This window comes from Enterococcus sp. AZ129 (genome assembly GCF_051714505.1).
In the GTDB taxonomy this organism is placed as follows: domain Bacteria; phylum Bacillota; class Bacilli; order Lactobacillales; family Enterococcaceae; genus Enterococcus; species Enterococcus faecalis.
The window spans coordinates 1,495,013-1,518,859 of the sequence record NZ_JBIORY010000001.1 but is presented as its reverse complement, the minus strand read 5'-3'; the positions used below and the strand labels follow the sequence as shown (position 1 = coordinate 1,518,859).

At 38.5% G+C, this 23,847-nt stretch carries 25 protein-coding genes; 20 read left to right on the top strand and 5 right to left on the bottom strand.

Annotated features, from left to right (window positions below):
- The first annotated feature begins 32 nt into the window (after positions 1-32).
- The 6 genes from IGJ90_RS07525 (at position 33) to IGJ90_RS07500 (ending at position 4,940) form a co-directional block, all read left to right on the top strand.
- On the top strand, positions 33-824 hold the full coding sequence (locus tag IGJ90_RS07525; RefSeq protein WP_074653046.1) for a dihydroorotate dehydrogenase electron transfer subunit: 792 nt from the start codon (positions 33-35) through the stop codon (positions 822-824).
- Positions 821-1,759 (top strand): dihydroorotate dehydrogenase, encoded by a 939-nt coding sequence (locus IGJ90_RS07520; protein WP_002379493.1) that lies wholly within the window; start codon positions 821-823, stop codon positions 1,757-1,759. The genes IGJ90_RS07525 and IGJ90_RS07520 overlap by 4 nt, the downstream gene beginning before the upstream one ends.
- Positions 1,749-2,462 carry an orotidine-5'-phosphate decarboxylase gene (gene pyrF, locus IGJ90_RS07515; protein WP_002374722.1) on the top strand — a complete coding sequence of 238 codons (714 nt, stop codon included), beginning with the start codon at positions 1,749-1,751 and terminating at the stop codon, positions 2,460-2,462. The genes IGJ90_RS07520 and pyrF overlap by 11 nt, the downstream gene beginning before the upstream one ends.
- 1 nt (position 2,463) lies before the next feature.
- The gene (gene pyrE, locus IGJ90_RS07510; protein WP_438767887.1) at positions 2,464-3,096 is read left to right on the top strand and encodes an orotate phosphoribosyltransferase; all 633 of its coding nucleotides are present in this window, start codon (positions 2,464-2,466) and stop codon (positions 3,094-3,096) included.
- 182 nt (positions 3,097-3,278) lie between these two features.
- Positions 3,279-3,992 (top strand): carbonic anhydrase, encoded by a 714-nt coding sequence (locus IGJ90_RS07505; RefSeq protein ID WP_029680358.1) that lies wholly within the window; start codon positions 3,279-3,281, stop codon positions 3,990-3,992.
- 18 nt (positions 3,993-4,010) lie between these two features.
- The gene (locus IGJ90_RS07500; protein WP_002374725.1) at positions 4,011-4,940 is read left to right on the top strand and encodes a LysR family transcriptional regulator; all 930 of its coding nucleotides are present in this window, start codon (positions 4,011-4,013) and stop codon (positions 4,938-4,940) included.
- A gap of 48 nt (positions 4,941-4,988) precedes the next feature.
- Here the strand turns inward: IGJ90_RS07500 and IGJ90_RS07495 are convergent, their stop codons facing one another.
- Positions 4,989-6,035: a GntR family transcriptional regulator gene (locus IGJ90_RS07495; RefSeq protein WP_002374726.1), complete on the bottom strand. Its 1,047-nt coding sequence runs from the start codon at positions 6,033-6,035 to the stop codon at positions 4,989-4,991.
- Between the two features lie 156 nt (positions 6,036-6,191).
- Between IGJ90_RS07495 and IGJ90_RS07490 the strand changes: the two genes are divergently transcribed.
- The 4 genes from IGJ90_RS07490 to IGJ90_RS07475 all read left to right on the top strand — a co-directional run bounded on the left by IGJ90_RS07490 (position 6,192) and on the right by IGJ90_RS07475 (position 12,524).
- Positions 6,192-7,481 carry a glycoside hydrolase family 125 protein gene (locus tag IGJ90_RS07490; protein WP_002374727.1) on the top strand — a complete coding sequence of 430 codons (1,290 nt, stop codon included), beginning with the start codon at positions 6,192-6,194 and terminating at the stop codon, positions 7,479-7,481.
- Between the two features lie 11 nt (positions 7,482-7,492).
- Positions 7,493-10,183 (top strand): alpha-mannosidase, encoded by a 2,691-nt coding sequence (locus tag IGJ90_RS07485; RefSeq protein WP_016630433.1) that lies wholly within the window; start codon positions 7,493-7,495, stop codon positions 10,181-10,183.
- A gap of 161 nt (positions 10,184-10,344) precedes the next feature.
- The gene (locus IGJ90_RS07480; protein ID WP_173950654.1) at positions 10,345-11,523 is read left to right on the top strand and encodes a pyridoxal phosphate-dependent aminotransferase; all 1,179 of its coding nucleotides are present in this window, start codon (positions 10,345-10,347) and stop codon (positions 11,521-11,523) included.
- Positions 11,524-11,633: 110 nt separating this feature from the next.
- Positions 11,634-12,524 carry a phosphate ABC transporter substrate-binding protein PstS family protein gene (locus IGJ90_RS07475; RefSeq protein WP_438767883.1) on the top strand — a complete coding sequence of 297 codons (891 nt, stop codon included), beginning with the start codon at positions 11,634-11,636 and terminating at the stop codon, positions 12,522-12,524.
- Positions 12,525-12,565: 41 nt separating this feature from the next.
- Here the strand turns inward: IGJ90_RS07475 and pnpS are convergent, their stop codons facing one another.
- Both pnpS and IGJ90_RS07465 read right to left on the bottom strand, forming a co-directional pair.
- Complete coding sequence (gene pnpS / locus IGJ90_RS07470) at positions 12,566-14,341, bottom strand: two-component system histidine kinase PnpS (protein ID WP_002378371.1); 1,776 nt, start codon at positions 14,339-14,341, stop codon at positions 12,566-12,568.
- Positions 14,338-15,048: a response regulator transcription factor gene (locus IGJ90_RS07465; protein WP_002357427.1), complete on the bottom strand. Its 711-nt coding sequence runs from the start codon at positions 15,046-15,048 to the stop codon at positions 14,338-14,340. Before IGJ90_RS07465 ends, pnpS begins: the two co-directional genes overlap by 4 nt.
- 162 nt (positions 15,049-15,210) lie before the next feature.
- On the opposite strand from IGJ90_RS07465, the gene IGJ90_RS07460 reads away from it, so the two are divergent.
- The 3 genes from IGJ90_RS07460 to ffh all read left to right on the top strand — a co-directional run bounded on the left by IGJ90_RS07460 (position 15,211) and on the right by ffh (position 17,520).
- Positions 15,211-15,675 (top strand): DUF523 domain-containing protein, encoded by a 465-nt coding sequence (locus IGJ90_RS07460; RefSeq protein WP_002357428.1) that lies wholly within the window; start codon positions 15,211-15,213, stop codon positions 15,673-15,675.
- Positions 15,676-15,758: 83 nt separating this feature from the next.
- Positions 15,759-16,097: a putative DNA-binding protein gene (locus IGJ90_RS07455; RefSeq protein WP_002357429.1), complete on the top strand. Its 339-nt coding sequence runs from the start codon at positions 15,759-15,761 to the stop codon at positions 16,095-16,097.
- 4 nt (positions 16,098-16,101) lie between these two features.
- Positions 16,102-17,520: a signal recognition particle protein gene (gene ffh, locus IGJ90_RS07450; RefSeq protein WP_002360194.1), complete on the top strand. Its 1,419-nt coding sequence runs from the start codon at positions 16,102-16,104 to the stop codon at positions 17,518-17,520.
- 74 nt (positions 17,521-17,594) lie between these two features.
- On the opposite strand, the gene IGJ90_RS07445 is transcribed toward ffh, so the two are convergent.
- Both IGJ90_RS07445 and IGJ90_RS07440 read right to left on the bottom strand, forming a co-directional pair.
- Positions 17,595-18,350 (bottom strand): MerR family transcriptional regulator, encoded by a 756-nt coding sequence (locus tag IGJ90_RS07445; RefSeq protein ID WP_002357431.1) that lies wholly within the window; start codon positions 18,348-18,350, stop codon positions 17,595-17,597.
- Between the two features lie 117 nt (positions 18,351-18,467).
- Positions 18,468-19,022 (bottom strand): NADPH-dependent FMN reductase, encoded by a 555-nt coding sequence (locus tag IGJ90_RS07440; protein WP_002366757.1) that lies wholly within the window; start codon positions 19,020-19,022, stop codon positions 18,468-18,470.
- A 141-nt stretch (positions 19,023-19,163) separates the two neighbouring features.
- On the opposite strand from IGJ90_RS07440, the gene IGJ90_RS07435 reads away from it, so the two are divergent.
- The 7 genes from IGJ90_RS07435 to IGJ90_RS07405 all read left to right on the top strand — a co-directional run bounded on the left by IGJ90_RS07435 (position 19,164) and on the right by IGJ90_RS07405 (position 23,759).
- A complete protein-coding gene (locus tag IGJ90_RS07435; RefSeq protein ID WP_002366755.1) occupies positions 19,164-19,967 on the top strand; it encodes a GNAT family N-acetyltransferase in 804 nt (267 codons plus the stop codon).
- Positions 19,968-20,113: 146 nt separating this feature from the next.
- On the top strand, positions 20,114-20,389 hold the full coding sequence (gene rpsP / locus IGJ90_RS07430) for a 30S ribosomal protein S16 (RefSeq protein ID WP_002357434.1): 276 nt from the start codon (positions 20,114-20,116) through the stop codon (positions 20,387-20,389).
- A gap of 11 nt (positions 20,390-20,400) precedes the next feature.
- A complete protein-coding gene (locus tag IGJ90_RS07425) occupies positions 20,401-20,646 on the top strand; it encodes a KH domain-containing protein (protein WP_002357435.1) in 246 nt (81 codons plus the stop codon).
- A gap of 120 nt (positions 20,647-20,766) precedes the next feature.
- Complete coding sequence (locus IGJ90_RS07420; protein ID WP_438767881.1) at positions 20,767-21,330, top strand: DUF1269 domain-containing protein; 564 nt, start codon at positions 20,767-20,769, stop codon at positions 21,328-21,330.
- A gap of 214 nt (positions 21,331-21,544) precedes the next feature.
- Complete coding sequence (gene rnz / locus IGJ90_RS07415) at positions 21,545-22,486, top strand: ribonuclease Z (RefSeq protein ID WP_002366753.1); 942 nt, start codon at positions 21,545-21,547, stop codon at positions 22,484-22,486.
- Positions 22,487-23,275: an SDR family NAD(P)-dependent oxidoreductase gene (locus tag IGJ90_RS07410; protein ID WP_142960966.1), complete on the top strand. Its 789-nt coding sequence runs from the start codon at positions 22,487-22,489 to the stop codon at positions 23,273-23,275.
- 16 nt (positions 23,276-23,291) lie between these two features.
- Positions 23,292-23,759, top strand: coding sequence for a LapA family protein (locus IGJ90_RS07405; RefSeq protein WP_002357439.1), 468 nt, complete (start codon positions 23,292-23,294; stop codon positions 23,757-23,759).
- Positions 23,760-23,847: the final 88 nt, after the last annotated feature.

Genomic DNA, 23,847 nt, shown 5'->3' with positions numbered 1-23,847 from the left:
GGAATCAGAGAATAAAGGAGTGAAGGATACTGATGCAGAGAAAGCAAGAAATGATGACCATTGTAGCTCAAAAACAGTTAGCGCCACGGATTTATCAGTTAGACTTACAAGGCGAGTTAGTGAAAGAGATGACACGACCTGGACAGTTTGTGCATATCAAGGTTCCGCGTGCAGATTTACTTTTGCGGCGACCGATTAGCATCCACCAAATTGATCATTCGAATGAAACCTGTCGTTTGATTTATCGAGTCGAAGGCGCTGGAACGGAAGTGTTTGCCACCATGAAGGCTGGTGAACAATTAGATATTTTAGGTCCTTTAGGAAACGGCTTTGATATAACTACCGTAGCAGCTGGTCAAACTGCTTTTATCGTTGGCGGAGGAATCGGGATTCCCCCATTGTATGAATTATCAAAGCAACTCAATGAAAAAGGCGTGAAAGTGATTCATTTTCTTGGTTATGCATCAAAAGAGGTTGCTTATTACCAACAAGAATTTATGGCATTAGGAGAAACACATTTTGCCACAGATGACGGCTCGTTTGGCGCTCATGGCAACGTGGGCCGTTTATTGTCAGAAGCGTTAGCAAAAGGACGGATCCCTGATGCAGTGTATGCTTGTGGTGCGAATGGTATGTTAAAAGCAATTGATTCTTTATTTCCAACACATCCACACGTTTACCTTTCTTTAGAAGAACGGATGGCCTGTGGAATTGGGGCTTGCTATGCCTGCGTTTGCCATAAAAAAGGAGACACTACTGGAGCAAAAAGTGTCAAGGTCTGTGATGAAGGTCCGATTTTTAAAGCAAGTGAGGTTATCTTATGATGAAAAATCCTTTAGCTGTTTCAATTCCAGGTTTAACATTAAAAAATCCAATTATTCCCGCCAGTGGTTGCTTTGGGTTCGGGGAAGAATATGCTAACTATTATGACCTTGATCAATTAGGTTCAATTATGATTAAGGCAACAACGCCCCAAGCACGATATGGAAATCCCACGCCACGTGTAGCTGAAACACCTAGTGGTATGCTAAATGCCATTGGATTGCAGAATCCAGGTTTAGACGTGGTTATGCAAGAAAAATTACCGAAATTAGAAAAATACCCTAACTTACCGATTATCGCAAATGTTGCAGGTGCTTGCGAAGAGGACTATGTGGCTGTTTGCGCAAAAATTGGGCAAGCGCCTAATGTCAAAGCAATTGAACTGAATATTTCCTGTCCCAATGTGAAACATGGCGGCATAGCTTTTGGTACAGATCCAGAAGTTGCTTTTCAATTAACACAAGCAGTCAAAAAAGTCGCCTCTGTTCCGATTTATGTTAAACTATCACCAAACGTAACGGACATTGTGCCGATCGCCCAAGCAATTGAAGCAGGGGGCGCAGACGGTTTTTCTATGATTAATACATTGCTAGGGATGCGCATTGATTTAAAAACGAGAAAACCTATTTTAGCCAATCAAACTGGCGGACTATCTGGCCCAGCCATTAAACCTGTTGCTATTCGCTTAATCCGACAAGTCGCCAGTGTTTCTCAGTTGCCAATTATTGGAATGGGCGGTGTTCAAACAGTGGATGATGTCTTGGAAATGTTCATGGCAGGTGCTAGCGCTGTCGGTGTTGGTACGGCCAACTTTACAGATCCATATATTTGTCCGAAGTTGATTGACGGATTACCTAAGCGAATGGAAGAGTTAGGTATTGAATCGTTGGAACAATTAATTAAAGAAGTGAGAGAGGGGCAGCAAAATGCACGATAGACCAATTATTGCGTTAGATTTTCCCACGCAAAAAGAAGTGGCTGTTTTTTTAGAAAAATTTCCTAAGGAAGAAGCCTTGTTTGTTAAAGTGGGGATGGAACTTTTTTACGCAGAAGGACCAGCGATTGTTCGCTGGCTTAAAGAACAAGGACACGATGTTTTCTTGGATTTAAAATTACATGATATTCCGAATACTGTGGAAAAAGCGATGACAAATTTAGCAAAATTAGGCGTTGCCATTACCAATGTCCATGCAGCAGGGGGCGTTCGAATGATGCAAGCAGCTAAGGAAGGTCTAATCAAAGGGACTCAGCCAGGCGCTAAGGTTCCTGAGTTAATTGCTGTAACCCAGTTGACTTCTACTAGTGAAGAAGAGATGCAGCACGATCAATTAATCAACGTTCCTTTAGAGACAAGTGTCATTCATTATGCTAAATGTGCGGAAAAAGCGGGTCTGGATGGCGTGGTTTGTTCAGCATTAGAAGCTCGTGGTATTCAAGAAGCAACCAAGCAAACGTTTATTTGCTTAACACCTGGTATTCGTCCAGCAGGAAGTGCAGTAGGTGACCAACAACGGGTCGTTACGCCGCAACATGCTCGCGAAATCGGGTCCACATATATCGTTGTTGGCCGACCTATTACCCAAGCAGAAAATCCTTATGAAGCCTATCAAGAAATCAAAAAAGACTGGAGCGGAAAGTAACATGACAAAAGTAGCAAAAAAGATTGCCAAAGATTTATTAGATATTGAAGCGGTATTTTTAAACCCTAATGAGCCGTTTACCTGGGCTAGTGGCATAAAAAGCCCGATTTATTGTGATAACCGTATCACGATGAGTTATCCTGCTGTGCGTAAAGAAATTGCAGAAGGCTTAGTGGCAAAAATTAAAGAAACTTTCCCAGAAGTCGAAGTGATTGCTGGGACGGCTACCGCAGGGATTCCACATGCGGCATGGGTAGCCGATATTTTAGGATTACCAATGGTTTATATCCGCAGTAAAGCCAAAGATCACGGCAAAGGGAATCAAATTGAAGGCCGAATTTCTGAAGGACAAAAAATGGTAGTTATCGAGGATTTAATTTCAACAGGCGGTAGCGTGTTAGAAGCGGCAGAAGCGGCGGAACGTGAAGGAGCAACGGTTTTAGGCGTTGCGGCAATCTTCACTTATGAGTTACCCAAAGGAACGGCAAATTTTGCAGATAAACAGATGACGTTACTAACGTTAACCAATTATTCAACTTTAATTGATGCTGCATTAGAAGCAAATTATATCGAAGAAAAAGATGTTACCTTATTACAAGAATGGAAAAAAGATCCTGAAAACTGGGGCAAATAACCGTTGAACTAAAGAAGGTTCTTGTCGTCTGATTTTTAGTGTCATTTTCAGTAACCAGATTTAACGGTAGGAGAACTTAGGTCATTTGCCGAGGCGCGTAATGATCTAAGTTCTTTTGTTTGACGTAGAAAAGATGTTAGGATAGAGTTTTAACATGAGTTTTACCTGATTACTATGTGGAAATGAAGGAAGAGTGTATGAAAAAAATAAAAAATATGGACGTTGAATGGAGCTATACAGGCAACGATGGACCAGAACATTGGCATATGCTATGTGACTGGTTTGCAGAAGGTGCTAAGTTTGCTTATCAATCGCCAATTGCTTTAGAAAAAGAAAGTGCTGAGACAATAAATTCTCAGATTACGTTTCATTATAAAAAAGAAGAATTCACTGAAAAGGAATTCAAAAATACGTTTCATTTTGTACCACCAAATACGGAAAGTTACGTAATGTTTGAAAATGTTGCGTATCATTTAACCGATATCCATTTTCATATGCCTAGCGAACATTTGCTGTCGGGAAAGCAGTATCCGCTAGAATTCCATTTGGTTCATATGAACGATGCTGGCGAAAATTTAGTTGTCGGTTGCCTGTTTAACATCACAGAGGAAGAAAATCGTTTTTCAGAAGCGAATCATCCGATGGACTGGGAAAACGGCACGCACCAACAATGGTTTAATCCGTCAATCTTTTTACCAGAGGAGCGTCTACACTACCATTATGTAGGCTCGTTAACAACACCGCCAACTAAGGGTCCAGTGAAATGGTTTGTATTTGATACCATTCAAAAAATGGATCAAGCCTTTTTAAATAAGATCAAGGAAGGTATGTTGGCCTTTAACAATCGGCCCCTTCAGCCGTTGAATGGGCGTAAGATTTATTTTTCAAATGATTAGTGTGTGGAGGAAAAAGTGTTGAATATTCAACAAATGAAGTATGTTGCTGCCATAGCTAACAATGGGAGTTTTCGGGAAGCAGCCAAAAAACTATTTATTACACAACCTAGCTTGTCAAATAGTATTCGAGAATTAGAAGAAGAACTAGGGATTTCCCTCTTTTTACGTACCAATAAGGGCGCTTTTTTAACAGAAGAAGGAATGGTTTTTTTAGAACAAGCAGAGAAAGTCTTAGTTCAAATGGAGTTATTGGAAAATCGTTATCGCGAGACAGTGACCAGCGAACGATTCTCCATCTCTTCGCAACATTATGATTTTTTAGGTGAGGTAATTGCCAAAGTTCTTAAAAAGTATGGGGATCAATATAAAGATTTTCGTGTCTTTGAAACCACGACCTTAAAAGTAATTGAAGACGTCAAAGGATTTCACAGTGAATTGGGGATTATTTATTTAAATGAACAAAATAGTGTCAGTATTGAACGGTATTTAGAACAAGCTAATCTAGCCTACGAGGTAATTAGTACCTTTAATACACACATTTTTTTAGGAAATCATCATCCTTTAGCCAAGCAAAAAGAAATTCATTTAGAGGAATTAGTTCCCTATCCACAAGTTCGCTTTAATCAAGAAGGAAGCAATTTTTCCTATTTTTCTGAAGATTTAGTTGAAATTCCTGAACAGGAATCGGTCATTCATACTACAGATCGTGGAACCTTGATGAATTTGTTGGTAGAAACCAATGCTTATGCTTCTGGTTCAGGAGTCGTAACGGGTTTTACGAAGAAAGAAATTCGGTTAGTGCCATTGGCGCCAGCTTTGGAAAATCGTATTTGTTTACTCTTTCCCAAAAATCGGGAAATCAGTCCAATTGGTCGCTACTTTATCAAAGAACTAAAAGCGTTGTTTAAAAAAGAGGTAGATACCAAAATGTTTAGCACTAAGGAATAAAAAGAAGGAACTATCAGTGATTTGACTGATAGTTCCTTCTTTTTTGGCTCATTTTGAAACAGTAGAAATGGTTTCTCTTTCAATTAATGTGACAGGCACTTGAATGTCTTCTATGATTTGAAGGTCTTGCTGCATCGTTTGTAATAACACTTCACCAGCTAGTTTTCCCATTTCTTTAAAGTCTTGCGCCATGGTTGTTAATGGCGGTTCGACAAATGCTGCTGCTTGAATATCGTCAAAACCAATAATCGATAATTCTTCTGGCACATGAATACCTAGGTTTTTACAGTTTCGTAAACAATGTAACGCGCTGAAGTCATTATCGCAGACCACGGCTGTGAGTTGGTGCGCCTCAAAATACTGTTTAAAGTTGTGTTCATCTAAGAGATTGGTTTCCGTGATTGCTGTATGAAATGCCAGATTGGCTTCTTTTAAAGCTTGGAGATAACCTAAATAACGTTGCCGAACGGATTGTAGGGCCGGACTTCCTGAAAGGATATATCCAATTTTTGTATGTCCTAAGCCAATTAAGCGTTCGGTTGCTGTTTTACCACCAGCAAAGTTGTCTGATTGAATGGTTGCAAAAGGTAAATCATGGATCTTTTTATCCAAGACAACGACTGGAAAATTCATCAAAGCCAACTCGAACAGTAAGTCGAGGTAGTCATTACTAGTAGCAGCATAATAGACAAGCCCGGCAAACTCATTCACAATGTCCGCAGCATTTTTCTCTCTCAAAAAATTAGGCGAGGTCATAAAGACTTCTAAACCAGCTGCTTGAATAGTAGGGGCCAAACCGCTATAGAAATTTCCTACTGATAAATCGTCTGCAAATGGCAATAAAAAAAGAACTTTATTTAAAGAGGTATGAAGAGGATGCTTTGGTGCTTGAACAAAACTTCCTTTTCCTTGGTGACGTTGGATTACGCCTTGCGTTTCCAACTCAGTTAGCGCTCGTTTGGACGTAATTCTACTGACGTTAAACTGAGCCGATAATTCTTTTTCGGTAGGCACTTGCGCACCAACAGGCAATCGCCCTGAATCAATTTCATTTTGTAAATAATCAATAATTTGTTGATATAATGGTTGCTTCATTCATTTCACCTCACAATAAGATATATCTTATTTATAGTTTACCATAAATTAATTGGTTTTAAAATGAAAAAAATGATTGAAATCACTAGACAAAGTGAAATGTAAACGCTATAATTCAATTGTGAAATGATATATCAAATTTAAGAGGTGACGAGAATGGTTTATACAGAAGTTCCAAAATCCGTAGCAACATTTATGGAGACAATTACAGAAAAATGCGGTGAAGCACATCAAGATTGGGCAAAAAACTTTCAGGCGGCCTTTGCCAATACTTTACTAACAACAGTGAAACGTCAAGAAGATGGTACTACCTTTTTATTAACAGGCGATATTCCAGCAATGTGGTTAAGAGACTCAACAGCGCAAGTTCGTCCCTATTTAGTGATTGCGAAAGAAGACGAAGATCTTGCTCAAATGATTGCTGGGTTGGTTAAGCGCCAGTTTCGTTATATTTGCATTGATCCTTATGCCAATGCGTTTAATGAAACAGATAATCATGCAGGCCATCAAACTGATAAGACAGAAATGAATGGCTGGATTTGGGAACGGAAATATGAAATTGATTCATTATGTTACCCGGTCCAATTAGCCTATTTACTTTATAAAAATACTGGGATGATCGAACAATTTAATTCAGATTTTGTGGAAGGCGTCAAAAAAATTCTCAACGTTTTTACAACAGAACAAGATCACGCACAGTCACCTTATTTATTTGAACGAGATACGTGGCGTCAAGAAGATACGTTGGTTGAAGCAGGGAAAGGAACACCAGTTGGCAAAACAGGAATGACATGGTCAGGCTTCCGTCCTAGTGATGATGCCTGCCAATATGGTTACTTAGTTCCTTCTAACATGTTTGCAGTTGTAATTTTAGGCTATATTCAAGAAATTTTCTCTGATGTTTTAGAAGATGCTACGATTGTGGCGATTGCTAAAAAATTACAAGAAGAGATTGAAGAAGGCATCCAAACATTTGGACGAACAAAAAATCAAAATAACGAAACGATTTATGCGTATGAAGTGGATGGCTTAGGCAATGCAAGCGTGATGGATGACAGTAATGTTCCCAATTTAGTAGCAGCCCCTTATCTGGGTTATTGTTCAACAGAGGATGAACAATATTTAACAACGCGTCAAACCTTATTAAGTAAAGAAAATCCTTACTTCTATGAAGGCAAATACGCGAAAGGGATTGGTAGCTCGCATACACCAGAAAATTACGTGTGGCCGATTGCTTTAGCAATGGAAGGAATGACAACCAAAGATAAAGCAGAAAAAGAACGAATTTTAGATTTATTAGTTGCCACAGATGCGGGGACTCATTTGATGCATGAAGGTTTTGACGTAGATAATCCTGAAAATTATACAAGAGAATGGTTTTCATGGGCTAATATGATGTTTTGTGAATTAGTTATGGATTATTTTGACATCCGAGTGGAAAAATAGGAGGAAAAGTGATGACAAAGAAAAAAGTCTATATTGTTTCCCATAGTCATTGGGATCGTGAATGGTATCTTCCTTATGAAGAACATCATATGCGCTTAATTGAATTAGTGGATAATGTATTAGATTTAATTGAAAATGATCCAGAGTTTAATAGTTTCCATTTAGATGGACAAACGATTATCTTAGACGACTATTTACAAGTTCGCCCAGAGAAAAAAGAAGCTGTAAAAAAAGCTGTCCAAGCAGGCAAACTAAAAATCGGACCATTTTATATTTTACAAGATGACTTTTTAATTAGCTCTGAATCCAATGTTCGAAACATGCTGATTGGGCATTTAGAAAGTCAAAAATGGGGAGCACCAGTTCAATTAGGTTACTTCCCGGATACATTTGGTAACATGGGTCAAACGCCTCAAATGATGCAATTAGCAAATCTGCCTGCGGCTGCCTTTGGACGTGGGGTGAAACCGATTGGCTTTGATAATCAAGTCTTAGAAAGCGACTATAGCTCACAATATTCTGAAATGTGGTGGGAAGGTCCGGACCAAACCAAAATTTTCGGCTTGCTTTTTGCAAACTGGTATAGTAACGGGAACGAAATTCCTTCAGAAAAAGAAGCAGCAATCGCTTTTTGGAAACAAAAATTGGCTGATGTGGAACGTTACGCTTCCACAGACCATTTATTGATGATGAATGGGGTCGACCACCAACCTGTACAAAGAGATATTACTAAGGCCATCGCTTTAGCCAATGAACTATTCCCAGAATATGAATTTATTCATTCCAATTTCGATGACTATTTGAAAGCTGTTCAAGAGGAGTTACCAGAAGATTTAGGAACAGTAACAGGTGAATTAACGAGTCAAGAAACGGATGGCTGGTACACATTAGCCAATACTTCTTCTGCTCGCGTCTATTTAAAACAGTGGAACACAAAAGTCCAACGCCAATTAGAAAATATCGCAGAACCTTTAGCAGCAATGGCTTACGAAGTAACTGGCGACTACCCACATGACCAATTTGATTATGCTTGGAAAACATTGCTTCAAAACCATCCGCACGATAGTATTTGTGGCTGTTCTGTCGACGAGGTTCACCGAGGCATGATGACTCGCTTTGAAAATGCCAATGATGTCGGGCATTTCTTAGCAGATGAAGCAACACGACAATTAACAGAAGCAATTGATACAAGTGTTTTCCCAGAAAAAGCGCACCCGTTTGTTTTATTTAATACTAGTGGCTATCAGAAAACGGAGGTTGTCACTGTGGAAGTGGAGATTGAACGATTGCCATTTTATACAGGAAAACCTGAAGATCTTTATCATGAATTAAAACAAAAAGCCACCCCAGATTATCAAGTGATTGATCCAACAGGACAAGCAGTTGCAAGCCGTATTGTCAAAGAAGATGTTCGTTTTGGTTACGATTTACCTAAAGATGCTTTCCGTCAACCGTACATGGCTAAATACTTAACGGTCGAATTATCTGTCAAAGAAATGGCGCCATTCTCTTGGGATAGCTTTGCATTGATTCAAGGAGAAACGAAAGCTTTTGAAGGAAGTCTTTTGGCTCAACCAGCAACAAATGAAATGGAAAACGAATTTATTCAAGTGAAAATTGAAAACAATGGTAGCTTAACCATTGCTGACAAAAAAACAGGAGAAATATTTTCAAAATTGTTAACATTTGAAGATACTGGCGACATTGGGAATGAATATATCTTTTTCAAACCGACCGAAGACCAAGGAATTACAACCGAAAATGTAACGGCTGAAATTACGAATAAAGAAAATTCCCCTGTAAAAGCAAGTTATCAAATTAAACAAACCGTCATGTTACCAGTTTCAGCAGATGAACGATTAGAAGAAGAACAAAAGGCTGTTCGTGAGTTTAGAGAACGCCAAGCACAACGTTCAACGACGCTTCGCCCGTTCGAAATAACGACAGTGGTTACAATGATCAAAGAAAGTAACCAATTGTTCTTTGAAACAACCATTAATAATCAAATCAAAGATCATCGTTTACGCGTGCTTTTCCCAACTGGCATGGTCACAGAAACACACGAAGCGGATAGTATTTATGAAGTCGTGACACGACCAAATCAAGTAAGCGACACATGGGAAAATCCAACAAACCCGCAGCACCAACAAGCGTTTGTGAATGTTCATGACCAAAACAAAGGCGTGACTATCTTCAATGAAGGCTTAAATGAGTATGAAGTCTTGGCAGATGGAACCATTGCGGTCACATTAATTCGTTGTGTTGGCGAACTAGGTGATTGGGGCTATTTTGCGACACCAGAAGCACAATGCCAAGGAGAATATACCTTTAAATATGGTTTGTCATTGCATGGAAAACCAGAAGAACGCTTTGCTACGTATCAACAAGCCTATAGTGCACAAATTCCTTTTACTGCAGCTACTACTGCGCGTCATGAAGGTAAACTAGCACCGAACCATGTTTATTTGACAACGGCAGAAGGACCGATTGGTTGGACAGCCGTTAAACGTCAAGAGCAAACAAATCATTTAGTCGTTCGTGGCTTTAATCTAACAGCGCAGAATATTCCTTGTGAACTTCACAAAGAGACACAACCAGCGACTTGTTTAACAAATGTATTAGAAGAACCGTTGACACCAGCGATAGAAGTTGATGCACCATTACGTCCGTTTGAAATTCGGACATGGCGTTTCGAAAAATAAATAAATAGGAGAACTTTGTTGAAAAGGACAAAGTTCTCCTATTTTCTTCTCTGTCGTTTTTTTGAGATATTTATAATAAAAATCTAGCGAAACAATGAGAAAATCATTCATTTTACGGTCAATTTGTGCTACTATAACGTCAACTGAAGGAGTGAAGCTAAATGGATTTAACCAATCGTTTTAATCGTCAAGTAAATAAAATTGCTGTTTCTTTAATTCGTCAATTTGACGAACAAGTCTCAGGAATTGAAGGTATTTTAAAATTAACGCTAGGAGAGCCGGATTTTAACACACCTGAGCATGTCAAAAAAGCAGCCAAAGAAGCAATTGATGCGAATTTTTCTCATTATACAGGGATGTCTGGTTTGTTAGATGTTCGTGAAGCAGCCGCTTATTTTATGAAAGAAAAGTACCATTTGACTTACCAGCCTGCGACAGAAATTTTAGTAACAGTTGGAGCAACAGAAGCGATTTCAGCTTCGTTATTAGCAATTTTAGAACAAGGTGACAAAGTGCTATTGCCAGCACCTATTTACCCAGGGTATGAACCAATTATTACATTGGCGGGGGCGGAGCCGGTATATTTGGATACACGAGACAACGATTTTGTCTTGACCCCTGAAATGATTGAAGCGGCAATGGCCGAGCATGGGGAACAAGTCAAAGCAATTATTTTAAATTATCCTAGCAACCCAACTGGTGTCACCTATAACCGCCAAGAGTTGCAAGCAATTGCTGATGTTCTAAAAAAATACGACATTTTTGTGATTAGCGATGAAATTTATAGTGAGTTAACTTATGATGAGAGTCATGTTTCGATTGCTGAAATGTTACGTGACCAAACGATTTTAATTAACGGTTTGTCGAAATCACATGCCATGACAGGCTGGCGGATTGGCTTTATTTTTGCACCAGCGATTTTAACAGCGGAGATCATTAAAGTTCATCAGTATTTAGTTACTGCGGCTGCAACTGTGTCTCAAAAAGCGGCTGTTCGTGCCTTAATCGAAGGAATGCATGATGCTGAAATTATGAAAGAAGAGTATCGGAAACGGCGCGATTTTGTTTATGAACAGATGACTCAATTGGGGTTTGAGGTTGCGCGTCCAAATGGCGCCTTTTATATTTTTGCTAAGATTCCTACTGGTTATGAACAAGATTCTATGAAATTTTGTATTGATTTAGCACAAAAAGAAGCAGTAGCGTTGATTCCAGGTATTTCTTTTGGCCCAGAAGCAGAAGGATACGTCCGAATTAGTTATGCGTCCGATATGGATAAATTAACAACGGCCATGGAACGAATTGCACATTACATGGCGACACAACGCGTAACGTACTAGCCTTTATAGATTCTTTACACAACTTTACCTTTTATTTACATTTAATTGAAACAGAATTAACAGAGTCTTGGTAGACTAAACTTGTAACTAATTGAAAAGGAAGTGCAAAGATGAAAAAACGTGTAATTGCAGCAACTATGCTGAGTCTAGGGTTATTATTAACTGGGTGTGGAGCTCAAGGAGGCACAACTGAAAAATCCAGCGAAGCGGATAGTAACAAACCAGTTAAAATTGTCGCTGTTGGTTCCACCGCTTTACAACCGTTAGTAGATGCTGCGAAAGATCAATTTACACAAGAACATCCTAATTATACAGTTTCTGTCCAAGGTGGCGGCAGCGGAACAGGACTTTCGCAAGTTGCAGATGGCGCAGTGACCATTGGAAATTCCGATGTGTTTGCCGAAGAGAAAGATGGCGTGGATGCCTCTAAATTAGTCGATCATCGGGTGGCCGTGGTCGGTATGGGACCAGTGGTCAACAAAGAAGTCGGCGTGAAGAATTTAACGAAGCAACAATTGATTGATGTCTTTACTGGCAAAGTCAAAAACTGGAAAGAAGTGGGCGGCAAAGATCAAGAAATCGTCGTAATAAACCGCGCAAACGGAAGTGGCACCCGAGCAACATTTGAAAAATGGGGCTTAGATGGAGCTAAACCAGTTCAATCACAAGAACAAGATTCTTCGGGAACAGTTCGTAAAATTGTTGAACAAACACCAGGAGCAATCAGCTATTTAGCTTTTTCTTATATGGATGATTCCACCGTTGCCTTAAGCATTGAGGGTGTTGAACCAAAAGAAGAACACGTGAAAGACAATTCATGGAAAATCTGGTCTTATGAACATATGTATACAAAAGGGGAGCCTAATAAAGAAGTAAAAGCCTTCTTAGACTATATGGTCACCGATGATGTTCAAAAAACAATTGTCAAAGACTTAGGTTATTTAGCCATCACAGATATGCAAGTAGAACGTGATGTAAATGGAAAAGTAACTGAAAAATAAACAAAAAAACTCAGCCAATAAACAGGATTGGCTGAGTTTTTTTAGGCTTCTTTTTTTGTTAAAGGCAAGGTGATTGTAAAAGTGGTCCCTAAGCCTAAGTGACTATCAATGGCGATTTTACCGCCTAATAATTCTGTGTAATTTTGGACAATGGCTAGACCTAGACCGGTGCCACCAGAATGACGGCTACGTGCTTTATCGACACGATAGAACCGTTCAAAGATCCGTTCTTGGTCTTTTTGACTAATGCCAATGCCAGTATCTTGAACAGATAAACGTAATTGCTGATTTTCAATAGCATAAGAAATAGTAATCTGTCCATTTTCTTGGGAATACTGAATGGCATTTTCAATTAGATTCTTCACGATTGGATAAAACAATTCGTATTTGGTGAAAAACTGGCTCTCTGGCAGACCATGAACGACTGTTTTCAGCTGTTTTGCTGCCAATTGTTGCTGATAAGAACCGAGAATTTCTGTAATAAATTTTTCTAAAGTAATTTCTTGTTCTGCATAAGGAATTGTTGCACTGCCCCGAGAAAGTTCTAAAATTTCTTGAATTAATTGTTGCAGACGCTGGGCATCTTTTTGCATGATGTGCAAAAATTGATTAAGGACTTCCGGATCTTCTTTGGCGCCGTCTATGAGTGTCTCGGTAAAGCCCAAAAGAGAAGTGACAGGCGTTTTTAATTCATGAGACACGTTTGATACAAAATCTTTTTGCATTTTTTCTAGTTGGCGAACGCGCGTTAAATCATAGGCAATTCCTAACACTTGATAATCATTGGCGCTTTGATCATCCAAGTAACGAAGAGAAAGATCTAAGCGTAAAGGTGTTGGTCCTTGTGTCACAGTGATTTCTTGATGTAAGCTGTTTTTTTCAGCAACGACTTGATGGATTAAATGAATCAAATCGGCGTCTTGAATCACTTCAAGATAATTGCTTTGCATATTTTTAGCAGAGAGTCCTAACATTTCCTGCATTTTAGGGTTCAACAGACGAAGCCGTCCTTGCGTATCAATGATAAAGACACCAATCATCAGCTCATCTAAAAGTTCGTGAAATTGCTCATCCGCAGACGTATACGCTTTATACGTTTGACTTACTTGTTGACTCAGTAAGTTAATAGTTTCGTAAAGTTCATTCCATTCAGAAGATTGCTGGATAATGGATCGATTTTCATCTGGATGTTTAAGCATTCGTTTCAGAATCGGTAAGACAGTCACTAGCGGTTGATTTTTTTGCCGTAACAATAAAAAGATAAACAAGGTAATTAGTAGGAACAAAATGCCAAATGTAAAGATAATATAGCGACGAAAAGATTGGATATTTTTAGAAAATAGCGCGGTTTGTTCCGAAATCCGAATAATGCCAACGATTTCTCCTGATTTTAAAACGGGCGTGGCAACGTACAGAAGTTCTTTATTTAACGTTTTACTCTTTCGTAAAGCTGAACCATAGGCAGCTCCTGATAGAACCGCAGCGATTTCAGGTCGTTTTTTGTGCGACTCTAGCGGTTCATTTTGGCTGCTGTCAAAAAAGACGGTACCATTTTTTTGCAACAAAGTTACCCGTTCTTCTGCATCATCTAACGCATGGGTGACAAGGAGTTGTTGTTGGTTTGTCAGTTGCCCTTTTTCGAAAACGGAAGGGGGCAACTGGTCTGTTAAAAGGGTATTTTTTCTTCTTAAATAGGTTTCTTGCTGAGCAACCATTTCTTTTTGAAAGAAAAAATTGGTCGCTGCAATACTCCCGACAAATAATAAAAGCATGACTGCCGCAACTAAAAAATATTCAATCCGCAGTCTCTTTTTCATCGTTTTGGCTCCTGAAAACGGTAGCCAAAGCCACGGACAGTTACTAAGTAAACGGGCCGTTTGGGATCGGGCTCGATTTTATCACGTAAATGACTAATGTGGACATCGACGATGCGACTTTGTCCAGCGAAGTCATATTGCCAAATTCGTTCCAACAAGGTTTCCCGATTAATGACCCGGTCTTTGCGTTTCATGAAGTAAACGAGTAATTCAAATTCTTTCGGTGTTAGCTCGATGGGCTGATTGCGCACAAAGACTTCATAATTTTGTTCATCCACACGAATCTCGCCAATCACAAGCGGAGCTTTAGGTGTGTCCTCTTGAAGCGTTTCGGTCGTGGTAGGTTTTAAACGACGAAAAATAGCTTTCATGCGTGCTAGGACTTCTCTGGGACTAAAAGGTTTTGTTAAATAATCATCTGCCCCAATTTCTAAGCCGATGATTTTATCTACTTGTTCATCTTTGGCAGTTAAAATCAAAATAGGCGTGTCAATTTTTTCTCGACGAAGTGCCTTGGTAATTTCTAAGCCATCCATACCAGGAAGCATTACATCTAAAATTATAAAATCATATTGATTAGACAAAGCTAATTCGAAGCCGTTTTTACCATCTTCAGAAGTAGTCACCTGATAGCCTTCTTTTTCCAAATTAAAGGTTAACAAAGTTAAAATCGATGGTTCATCATCGACGACAAGAACTTTTTTCATTTACATAACTCCTTCAAGAAATTTCTGAAAATAAGTGTATATTTCACTATTGTTAGTTTAACATATTTTTAGAGGAAGAACGTACTTTAAAGTAAGCGAGAATGCTACTTTTGAGAAAAGTCAACTCATGGTATAATAGAGAAATGAAATGAGGAGAAGCGAATGATTGGTATTAGTAGTTGCTTAGGTGGGATTTGTTGCCGTTACGATGGAAAATCTCAAGAACAAGAAGCGTTAAAACAACTTGTAACTAATGGAAAAGCAATAATGATTTGTCCCGAAGTTTTAGGAGAGTTGCCCATTCCACGTCCGCCAGCAGAAATCATTGGCGGGGACGGCTTTGATGTTTGGGCGAATACTGCTTATGTATATACGGATAATGGGGAAGATGTCACTGAGGCGTTTAAAGCAGGGGCACAGCGCGCGTATCAAAAATTAAAAACTCAACAAATTACAACCTTGATCTTGAAAGAAAAAAGTCCCAGCTGTGGCAGCCAGCTGATTTATGATGGACAGTTTTCTGGCATTAAAAAAGCTGGAGTTGGAGTCGCAACTGCTTATTTTATTCAACAAGGAATGACCGTTTATTCTGAAGAAACATGGCAACTTGCGGACATTTCTTTTTAAAAGGTAAAAACTTAGTAAAAAAAGATTGACTATTCCCTATGAAATCGGTAACCTATAAGGGATTGAAGATGGGAGCACGGCTCATGGAAATGGAAAAAACAAACCGCATGAATGCGTTATTTGAATTTTATTCGACATTATTAACGGAAAAGCAGATGAATTATATGGAGCTTTACTATGCTGATGACTTTTCTTTAGGAGAAATTGCGGAAGAATATGAGGTTAGTCGCCAAGCGGTTTATGATAACATTAAACGAACCGAAAAAATTTTAGAAGAATACGAAAAAAAGTTACATCTTTATTCAAACTATGTTGTACGGAAAGAATATCTTGAACAACTACAGCAGTATGTTCAAGAAACTTATCCCAAAGATAGTGAAATCAAAAAATATATTGAACAAATTCAAGAAATAGAGGAATGAAACTATGGCTTTTGAGAGTTTAACAAACCGCCTACAACAGGCAATGAGTAAAATCCGTCGTAAGGGAAAAGTTTCCGAAGCCGACGTAAAAGAAATGATGCGAGAAATCCGTTTGGCTTTATTAGAAGCCGACGTTAATTTACAAGTGGTCAAAGATTTCACAAAACGTGTCAGAGAACGGGCAGTAGGAGTCGAAGTATTAGAAAGCTTATCACCAGCCCAACAAATTGTAAAAATTGTTGATGAAGAATTAACGAAAACGTTAGGTTCAGAAACGGTTGAACTGAATAAATCTCCAAAAATCCCAACAGTGATTATGATGACAGGGTTACAAGGGGCTGGTAAAACAACTTTTACTGGTAAATTAGCCAAACACTTAATGAAAACAGAAAACGCTCGTCCGCTTTTAATCGCTGGTGACGTTTATCGTCCAGCAGCGATTGATCAGTTGAAGGTTTTAGGTCAACAATTAGAAGTTCCCGTTTTTGATATGGGAACCGATGCTAATCCAGTGGAAATTGTTCGTCAAGGGTTAGCATTAGCAAAAGAAAAGAAAAATGATTATGTCTTAATTGATACGGCCGGCCGTTTACACATTGACGAAGCTTTAATGGACGAATTGAAACAAATTAAAGAGTTGGCTAATCCCAATGAAATTCTGTTAGTTGTTGATGCGATGACGGGGCAAGATGCTGTCAACGTTGCAGATAGTTTTAATGAACAGCTTGGAATTACTGGGGTTGTTATTACCAAAATGGACGGCGATACTCGTGGGGGGGCTGCGCTGTCAATTCGGGCAGTAACGGGGGCTCCGATTAAATTTGTCGGTTCTGGTGAAAAATTAACTGATTTAGAAATTTTCCATCCCGATCGTATGTCGAGTCGTATCCTAGGTATGGGGGACATGTTGACGCTAATTGAAAAAGCGCAACAAGATTACGATGAGAAAAAAGCAGAAGAACTTGCTCAAAAAATGAAAGAAAACAGTTTTGACTTTAACGATTTTATTGAGCAATTGGATCAAGTTATGGGCATGGGACCGATTGAAGACTTATTAAAAATGATCCCTGGAATGAGTAACATGCCTGGTATTGAAAATGTCAAAGTCGATCCAAAAGATGTGGCACGGAAACGGGCGATGGTCCTATCAATGACCCCTGCAGAACGTGAAAATCCTGATCTATTAAATCCTAGTCGCCGCCGCAGAATTGCAGCTGGTTCAGGAAATAGTGTGGTTGAAGTCAATCGTATGATTAAACAATTTAAAGAATCCAAAAAAATGATGCAACAAATGTCCAAAGGGGATATGAACATTCCTGGTATGGATCAAATGCTAGGTGGCGGCGTTAAAGGCAAGCTAGGTAAAATGGCCATGAATCGTATGATGAAGAAAAACAAAAAGAAGAAAAAGAAAAAAAGATAAACAGGCTTTAGTTAATTATTGGAAGAAACAGAAAGTGCGCCATCAGTCGAAGAGACTAATGGCGCACTTTCTGTTTAAGCGTAGTTTTGGATAATTGCGTTTAACGCTTCGGCAAAACCAGCACCGTGTTGTTCATAATATGACGTAAATCGTTCATCGCCAACATACATAAGGCCTAACCCTTTGTGTGCTTCTGGCGAATAGCTTGACCAAGAGTACATTAACCAATCTTTGTGTAATTGGAAAATTTCTTGCGCAAGTTGGCTAGTCAACTTGGGTGATTTTTGATACATGGCTAACTTAGAAAATAAATCTTTTTCCACGTTCTGCATTGCTTGCATGTCTTTTTCCGTCAAGTTTAAATATTTTTTGTTGGCTTGTTCAATCGTTTCGTTGCCATATTTTTCCCGAATCTCTTTACCATATTTTTCTTCGTTTTCTTGAACTTTTTGTTGTTTGAATGCTTCGAATTTTTGCTGATCTGACATGTTTATCTCTCCTTTGTAATGGTGTAAGGTTTGTTGAACAGAGGCTAAAAGACGATCAATTTCATTGCGCTTTTCCAATAGTTTTTGTTGATGCTCGTATAAAGCCTGTTCAACATTAAAGTCAGGTTGCTCCAAAATTTCTTTAATTTCATCTAGTTTCAGATCCAATTCACGGTAAAAAAGAATTTGTTGCAAACGATTCACCTCGGCTTGCCCGTAAATTCGATAACCAGAAGAATTAATTCTGGCTGGTTGAAGAAGACCAATTTCATCATAATATCGTAACGTCCGTGCACTGACGCCAGATAGTGAAGCCATTTTTTTAATTGTATATTCCATCATTCATTCCTCCTGACAAAATCTATCATAAACCTTTACGTAACGAGAGGGTCAAGCAAAAAAATAAAAAAAGTGAGACAACCTGTAAAAAGTTGCCTCACTTTTTCTCGATTGATTCAATTAGGCAGTTAAGCGATTAAAGAAATCCACGTAAGCATCTACAATTGATTGTAAGAAGCCAACAGTGCCATCAATAATTTTACCATCTTCACCAATTAAGTTCGTAATACCGCCAATATAGGCTTCAGGTTGTTGTAAAGTTGGAACATTTAAGAAGACTAATGATTGTCTTAAATGATGGTTTGCACCAAATCCGCTAATTGCACCTGGTGAAACACTCACCACAAGTCCTGGTTTTTTATCCCAAACGCTTTCGCCATACGGACGTGAACCGACATCCAATGCATTTTTTAAAACAGCTGGTACTGAACGGTTATATTCTGGTGTTACAAACATCACACCATCTACTTGTTTGACTTCTTCACGGAATGTTGTCCAAGCTTCGGTGGGGGTTCCTTCATCATCCAAATCTTGATTGTATAATTCTAAATCACCAATGTTAATAAAAACAGGTTCGAAATCAGCTGGAAATAAGTCCGCCATTGTTTTTGCTACCAATTTGTTAAATGAATCTTTTCTTAAACTCCCTATAAAAATACCAATTTTTTTTGTCATGTAAATCCCTCCATTTTTCTTTTACTTACTTTATGATAGTACTTTTTCAAAAAAAGCGCAAACGTTTTATCCTTGTACATTGTTGAACTTCGTAACTTCACGTATAATAGCTAGTAAAAGGATGAGTAAAGGAGCAACTGCTTGAATAAAAAAATAAATTGGCGCCGACAGTTAACACCGTTGGAGAAACAAACATTGACTGAATTAAAAAACAAGGAAATGATTAAACAAGGAACTTTTTATAAATTGGAACAAACATTTCCTGAGGAATCAGCTTATACTTATTATGGTTTATACAGGAAGGAACAAACCATTCAAGCATATATCGTAGGGTATTGTTTTGATGGGAAAACCTTGGAAGCGACGATTGTTGCGCCAAATGTAGGGCCATTTTTTGAAGAACTTGTTCAAGAACTCGAAAAGCAAGCAGCTTTGTGGGGAATGAAAGAAGTCTTTCTCGTGATGGACGACAAGCAATCTGTTGGCCTGAATTATTTTAATAGACAAGGAATTGTGCCAGCTTTTTCAGAACAGTATCTGGTTTTTCAAAGAGAAACTTACTCACAGGCGTTGGCGAAGCTGACACTTCTCCGACCACAAGTGGCTGATTTGGATTCCTTGGCTAGGTTACTCGAAGGTACGCCTTTGCCGGAGGACCTTCAACGAACACTTATTTATAAAGAAAACAATCAACTTTTAGCCACGCTACGTTTGGATCATTTTGAAAACGAATGGGGGATTTATGGCTTTGTTGTGACAAAAACGCAACGAGGTCGCGGTCTTGGCCGTCAAGTGTTACAGTCTGCGCTCCGAATGATTTTAGAAAAGTCAGCCTCAGCGACTATTTTTTTAGAAGTTGAAGCAGAAAATCAAGCAGCGCTTCATCTCTATCAAACAGAAGGCTTTCAAGTGAGAAACCAGTACAACTATTATCAAATTTTGTAAAAATTCTTCATTATTTCGTTTGGTTTCCTGCAAATTGGCTAAAAAAATTGAAAAAAAGTAAAGGTGTCAAGAAAAAACTCTTTACAGGTTGTTGTTAATCTGTTAAACTAACTCTTGTGATTAAGTTAATGGAGGTGTATTTAATAATGGCAGTTAAAATTCGTTTAAAACGTATGGGTTCTAAAAAGAGTCCTTTTTACCGTATTGTAGTAGCTGATTCTCGTTCTCCTCGTGATGGACGTTTCATCGAAACTGTAGGTACTTACAACCCTTTGAAAGACCCTGCAGAAGTAGTTTTAAAAGAAGATTTAGTTTTAGATTGGTTATCTAAAGGTGCGCAACCTTCTGATACAGTTCGTAATATCCTTTCAAAAGAAGGCGTTATGAAAAAACATCATGAAGCTAAAAACGTTAAGAAATAAGGTGATTGAATATGGCAGATGTGAAAGAGTTAATTTTAACTATTGTCCGTCCGTTAGTCAGTCAACCTGAAGCAGTCTCATTAGAAATTGAGGAATCAACTGATTTCCTCGAGTATAATTTGACTGTGGCCAAAGAAGATATTGGACGTATCATTGGTAAACAAGGGCGTGTTGCAAAAGCAATTCGGACAATTGTTTATAGTGTACGTATCGATGGTCCAAAAAAGGTCCGTTTAAATATTCTTGATGGTAAATAAGCATTAACAAGGAGGTAGCCTAGCTATCTTCTTTTTTTATACATAACCAAAAAGTTTTCATTGCTAGAGACAGACCTTTCTTGCTAAAATAGATGTATCCAGAATAAAGGAGCGATTTGTATGACAAAACGAATTATCATTATGAACTTTGATATTGAAAGTAAATCGTACCAAGCATTTTCCGAAATAAAAAAGATGCAGGCAGAAAGACAGCTTAAAGGTGAGCAAATGGCGGTTGTTACGCATGTTAATGATGGCCAGCATCAATTTAAAATCAATGATTTTATCGATTTTACAGGCAACAATCATACATCAAAAGATAGCATGATTGGGATGCTAGTAGGCATATTAGGTGGTCCTCTGGGCATTCTTTTTGGCTGGTTTGCTGGAAGTATGTATGGTGCGAGCAAAGACGCCAAAGAAATTCAAGAAGCCCAAACGGTTTTTGAACATGTGATTCAAAAGATTGATGAAGGACAAACGGGATTGTTATTAATTGCAGAAGAAGACAACCGTCCACTCAACCAGTTGGTTATGTTTGACTTAGGTGGCGAAATCACGCGGCTTGATTTAGAGGAAGTCCAACAAGAAATTAACGATGCGAACGAAGTTGCAAATGAAGCGAAACAATCGTGGCAAGCAAAAAAAGAACAACATAAAGAAGCGACATCGAAAGAAGAATAAGGATCAAAGACTGTTTTCTGAATAAAGGGAAACAGTCTTTTAAAATACTAAGAAATTACGGTTTTTTATGGTAGTTTGCTAATTTTTTGTTATTTTATCGTAAAATACGGTAAACTAAGAAGAAAACTTTGAGAAAATAGATAAATTATTATTTGCTAAAGGAGCAAACTTCTTCTAAAATAAAAAGGAAGTTTAAAAGAAAGTATGGTAGCAGATGGAAATACAATTTTTAGGAACAGGCGCTGGTGTGCCAGCAAAACATCGCAATGTCACAGGGATTGCGTTGAAATTATTAGATGAACGAAATGCAGTTTGGCTCTTCGATTGTGGGGAAGGGACTCAATTGCAAATTTTAAAAAGTAGTATTCGCCCAAGAAAAATTGAAAAGATTTTTATTACACATTTACATGGGGATCATATTTTTGGTTTACCTGGTTTGTTAAGTAGTCGTTCTTTTCAGGGCGGGACAGAACCTTTAGAAATCTATGGACCAGTTGGGATTGCTGATTTTGTTAAAACTTCTTTACGGGTCTCGCAATCACGGTTGTCCTATCCACTGAAATTTATTGAATTAACGAAAGAAAATGACGTTATTTTTAAAGATAAACAATTCACTGTTCGCTGTAATATCTTGGACCATGGCATCACGAGCTTTGGCTATCGAATTGAGGAAGCAGCGCATGAAGGAGAATTACAAGTAGAGAAACTTCAAGCTTTAGGGATTCCTTCTGGGCCATTGTATGGCAAACTCAAACGTGGTGAAACGATTGTTTTTGATGGACAGGAAATTAATGGACAAGCGTTTGTGGGAGAGCGTAAACCTGGACGAATCGTGACGATTTTAGGAGACACTCGCAAAACTAAAAATAGTGTAACCTTAGCACAACGAGCGGATGTTTTAGTCCATGAAAGTACGTTTAATAAAGACGAAGCAAAAATGGCAAAAGCCTACTTCCACTCAACCAGTCAACAAGCAGCTGAAGTTGCAAAAGAAGCGCAAGTAAAACAACTTATCTTAACGCATATTAGTGCCCGTTATTTAACCAAAGAGGCCTATCAGCTTCAAGAAGAAGCCCAAGAAATTTTCCCCAATACAAAAATCGTAAAAGATATGGATATCATTGAGATTCCATTTGCCAATGAAGGAGGAGCTTAGATGGATTTAACAAATAAAGTCGTTGTCGTAACTGGAGGTTCAGCTGGTTTAGGTGAACAAATTTGTTATGAAGCAGCTAAACAAGGGGCGGTCGTCGTTGTCTGCGCCCGCAGAATTAATTTGATTGGTAAAGTTCGCGAGCAGTGTGCTGTTTTAAGCGGACGAGAAGCATTTTCTTATCAATTAGATATTGCCGATCCAGAAAGTGTTGAACGTGTGGTTGAAGCTATTTCAGCAGAAGTTGGTCCTATAGATGTTTTAGTCAACAATGCTGGTTTTGGCTTGTTTGAAAATTTTGTTGAAATTGACTTGGCTGTTGCACGCCAAATGTTTGATGTCAACGTTCTAGGAATGATGACGTTTACTCAAAAAGTAGCTATTAAAATGATTGAAGCTGGGCAAGGACATATTATCAACGTTGCTTCAATGGCTGGGAAGATGGCTACAGCTAAATCAACCGTTTATTCTGCAACAAAATTTGCTGTATTAGGTTTTTCAAATGCTTTACGTTTAGAATTGAAACCGTTGGGTGTAGTAGTAACGACTGTCAATCCAGGACCAATCCAAACAGAATTCTTTGATAAAGCGGACCCGACAGGCACTTATCTAGCTGCGGTGGATAAAATTGTTTTGGACCCTACGAAATTAGCGAAAGAAGTGGTTGGGAGTATGGGGACTTCTCGACGTGAGATTAATCGTCCATTTGTCATGGAAGCGGCTGCCCGCTTTTATACATTGTTTCCACATTTAGGAGATTTCATAGCGGGAAATATTTTAAATAAAAAATAAAGGAGTCGATCAAGTCATGAAAAATCAATGGCGTGTTATTTTGGGCCTTGTGTTGGTCTTAATTGTTGTTATTTTTGCTGTTTTAAATAATCAAGCTGTTCCAGTAAACTTTGGTTTTACTAAAATTAGTGGACCGTTAATCTTAATTATTTTAGGTTCTGCAATTATTGGCGCACTAGTTGGGTTACTAACCTCCACAACCACCATTTGGAACCAACGTAAGGAATTAAAAGCTGTACAAAAAGAGTTGGATATTTATAAAAATGATATGGATAAATTAGTCAAAGAAGAAACGGAAAAAGTTCAACGTTCTTTTGATAATCAATTGGCTGATTTGCAAGCCAAACAAGCGGCAGCACCACAAGTCGCAGAACCAGTGGTCAACGAACAAACATCAAACACAGAAGTAGACGCAACGCCTGTGTCAGGTAGTCGTATTGACCGTTATGTGAAACCTCGTGTGAATGAAGAGGAACAAAAATAAGGAAGAGACTTTATCGCTAAGTTTCTTTTAAAATAAAACTGTGATATCTGCTATTTATCTAACAGATATCACAGTTTTTTTCTCAGAT

Excerpts from the sequence above, each read along its gene's own strand:
- pnpS (WP_002378371.1), bottom strand. The coding sequence starts at position 14,341 with ATGAAAAAGAGACTGCGGATTGAATATTTTTTAGTTGCGGCAGTCATG.
- IGJ90_RS07465 (WP_002357427.1), bottom strand. The coding sequence starts at position 15,048 with ATGAAAAAAGTTCTTGTCGTCGATGATGAACCATCGATTTTAACTTTG.
- IGJ90_RS07520 (WP_002379493.1), top strand. The coding sequence starts at position 821 with ATGATGAAAAATCCTTTAGCTGTTTCAATTCCAGGTTTAACATTAAAA.
- IGJ90_RS07495 (WP_002374726.1), bottom strand. The coding sequence starts at position 6,035 with ATGAAGCAACCATTATATCAACAAATTATTGATTATTTACAAAATGAA.
- IGJ90_RS07410 (WP_142960966.1), top strand. The coding sequence starts at position 22,487 with ATGGATTTAACAAATAAAGTCGTTGTCGTAACTGGAGGTTCAGCTGGT.
- IGJ90_RS07485 (WP_016630433.1), top strand. The coding sequence starts at position 7,493 with ATGACAAAGAAAAAAGTCTATATTGTTTCCCATAGTCATTGGGATCGT.
- IGJ90_RS07405 (WP_002357439.1), top strand. The coding sequence starts at position 23,292 with ATGAAAAATCAATGGCGTGTTATTTTGGGCCTTGTGTTGGTCTTAATT.
- IGJ90_RS07420 (WP_438767881.1), top strand. The coding sequence starts at position 20,767 with ATGACAAAACGAATTATCATTATGAACTTTGATATTGAAAGTAAATCG.
- IGJ90_RS07475 (WP_438767883.1), top strand. The coding sequence starts at position 11,634 with ATGAAAAAACGTGTAATTGCAGCAACTATGCTGAGTCTAGGGTTATTA.
- rnz (WP_002366753.1), top strand. The coding sequence starts at position 21,545 with ATGGAAATACAATTTTTAGGAACAGGCGCTGGTGTGCCAGCAAAACAT.
- pyrE (WP_438767887.1), top strand. The coding sequence starts at position 2,464 with ATGACAAAAGTAGCAAAAAAGATTGCCAAAGATTTATTAGATATTGAA.
- ffh (WP_002360194.1), top strand. The coding sequence starts at position 16,102 with ATGGCTTTTGAGAGTTTAACAAACCGCCTACAACAGGCAATGAGTAAA.
- IGJ90_RS07425 (WP_002357435.1), top strand. The coding sequence starts at position 20,401 with ATGGCAGATGTGAAAGAGTTAATTTTAACTATTGTCCGTCCGTTAGTC.
- IGJ90_RS07455 (WP_002357429.1), top strand. The coding sequence starts at position 15,759 with ATGGAAATGGAAAAAACAAACCGCATGAATGCGTTATTTGAATTTTAT.
- pyrF (WP_002374722.1), top strand. The coding sequence starts at position 1,749 with ATGCACGATAGACCAATTATTGCGTTAGATTTTCCCACGCAAAAAGAA.
- IGJ90_RS07460 (WP_002357428.1), top strand. The coding sequence starts at position 15,211 with ATGATTGGTATTAGTAGTTGCTTAGGTGGGATTTGTTGCCGTTACGAT.
- IGJ90_RS07440 (WP_002366757.1), bottom strand. The coding sequence starts at position 19,022 with ATGACAAAAAAAATTGGTATTTTTATAGGGAGTTTAAGAAAAGATTCA.
- rpsP (WP_002357434.1), top strand. The coding sequence starts at position 20,114 with ATGGCAGTTAAAATTCGTTTAAAACGTATGGGTTCTAAAAAGAGTCCT.
- IGJ90_RS07490 (WP_002374727.1), top strand. The coding sequence starts at position 6,192 with ATGGTTTATACAGAAGTTCCAAAATCCGTAGCAACATTTATGGAGACA.
- IGJ90_RS07525 (WP_074653046.1), top strand. The coding sequence starts at position 33 with ATGCAGAGAAAGCAAGAAATGATGACCATTGTAGCTCAAAAACAGTTA.
- IGJ90_RS07480 (WP_173950654.1), top strand. The coding sequence starts at position 10,345 with ATGGATTTAACCAATCGTTTTAATCGTCAAGTAAATAAAATTGCTGTT.
- IGJ90_RS07505 (WP_029680358.1), top strand. The coding sequence starts at position 3,279 with ATGAAGGAAGAGTGTATGAAAAAAATAAAAAATATGGACGTTGAATGG.
- IGJ90_RS07445 (WP_002357431.1), bottom strand. The coding sequence starts at position 18,350 with ATGATGGAATATACAATTAAAAAAATGGCTTCACTATCTGGCGTCAGT.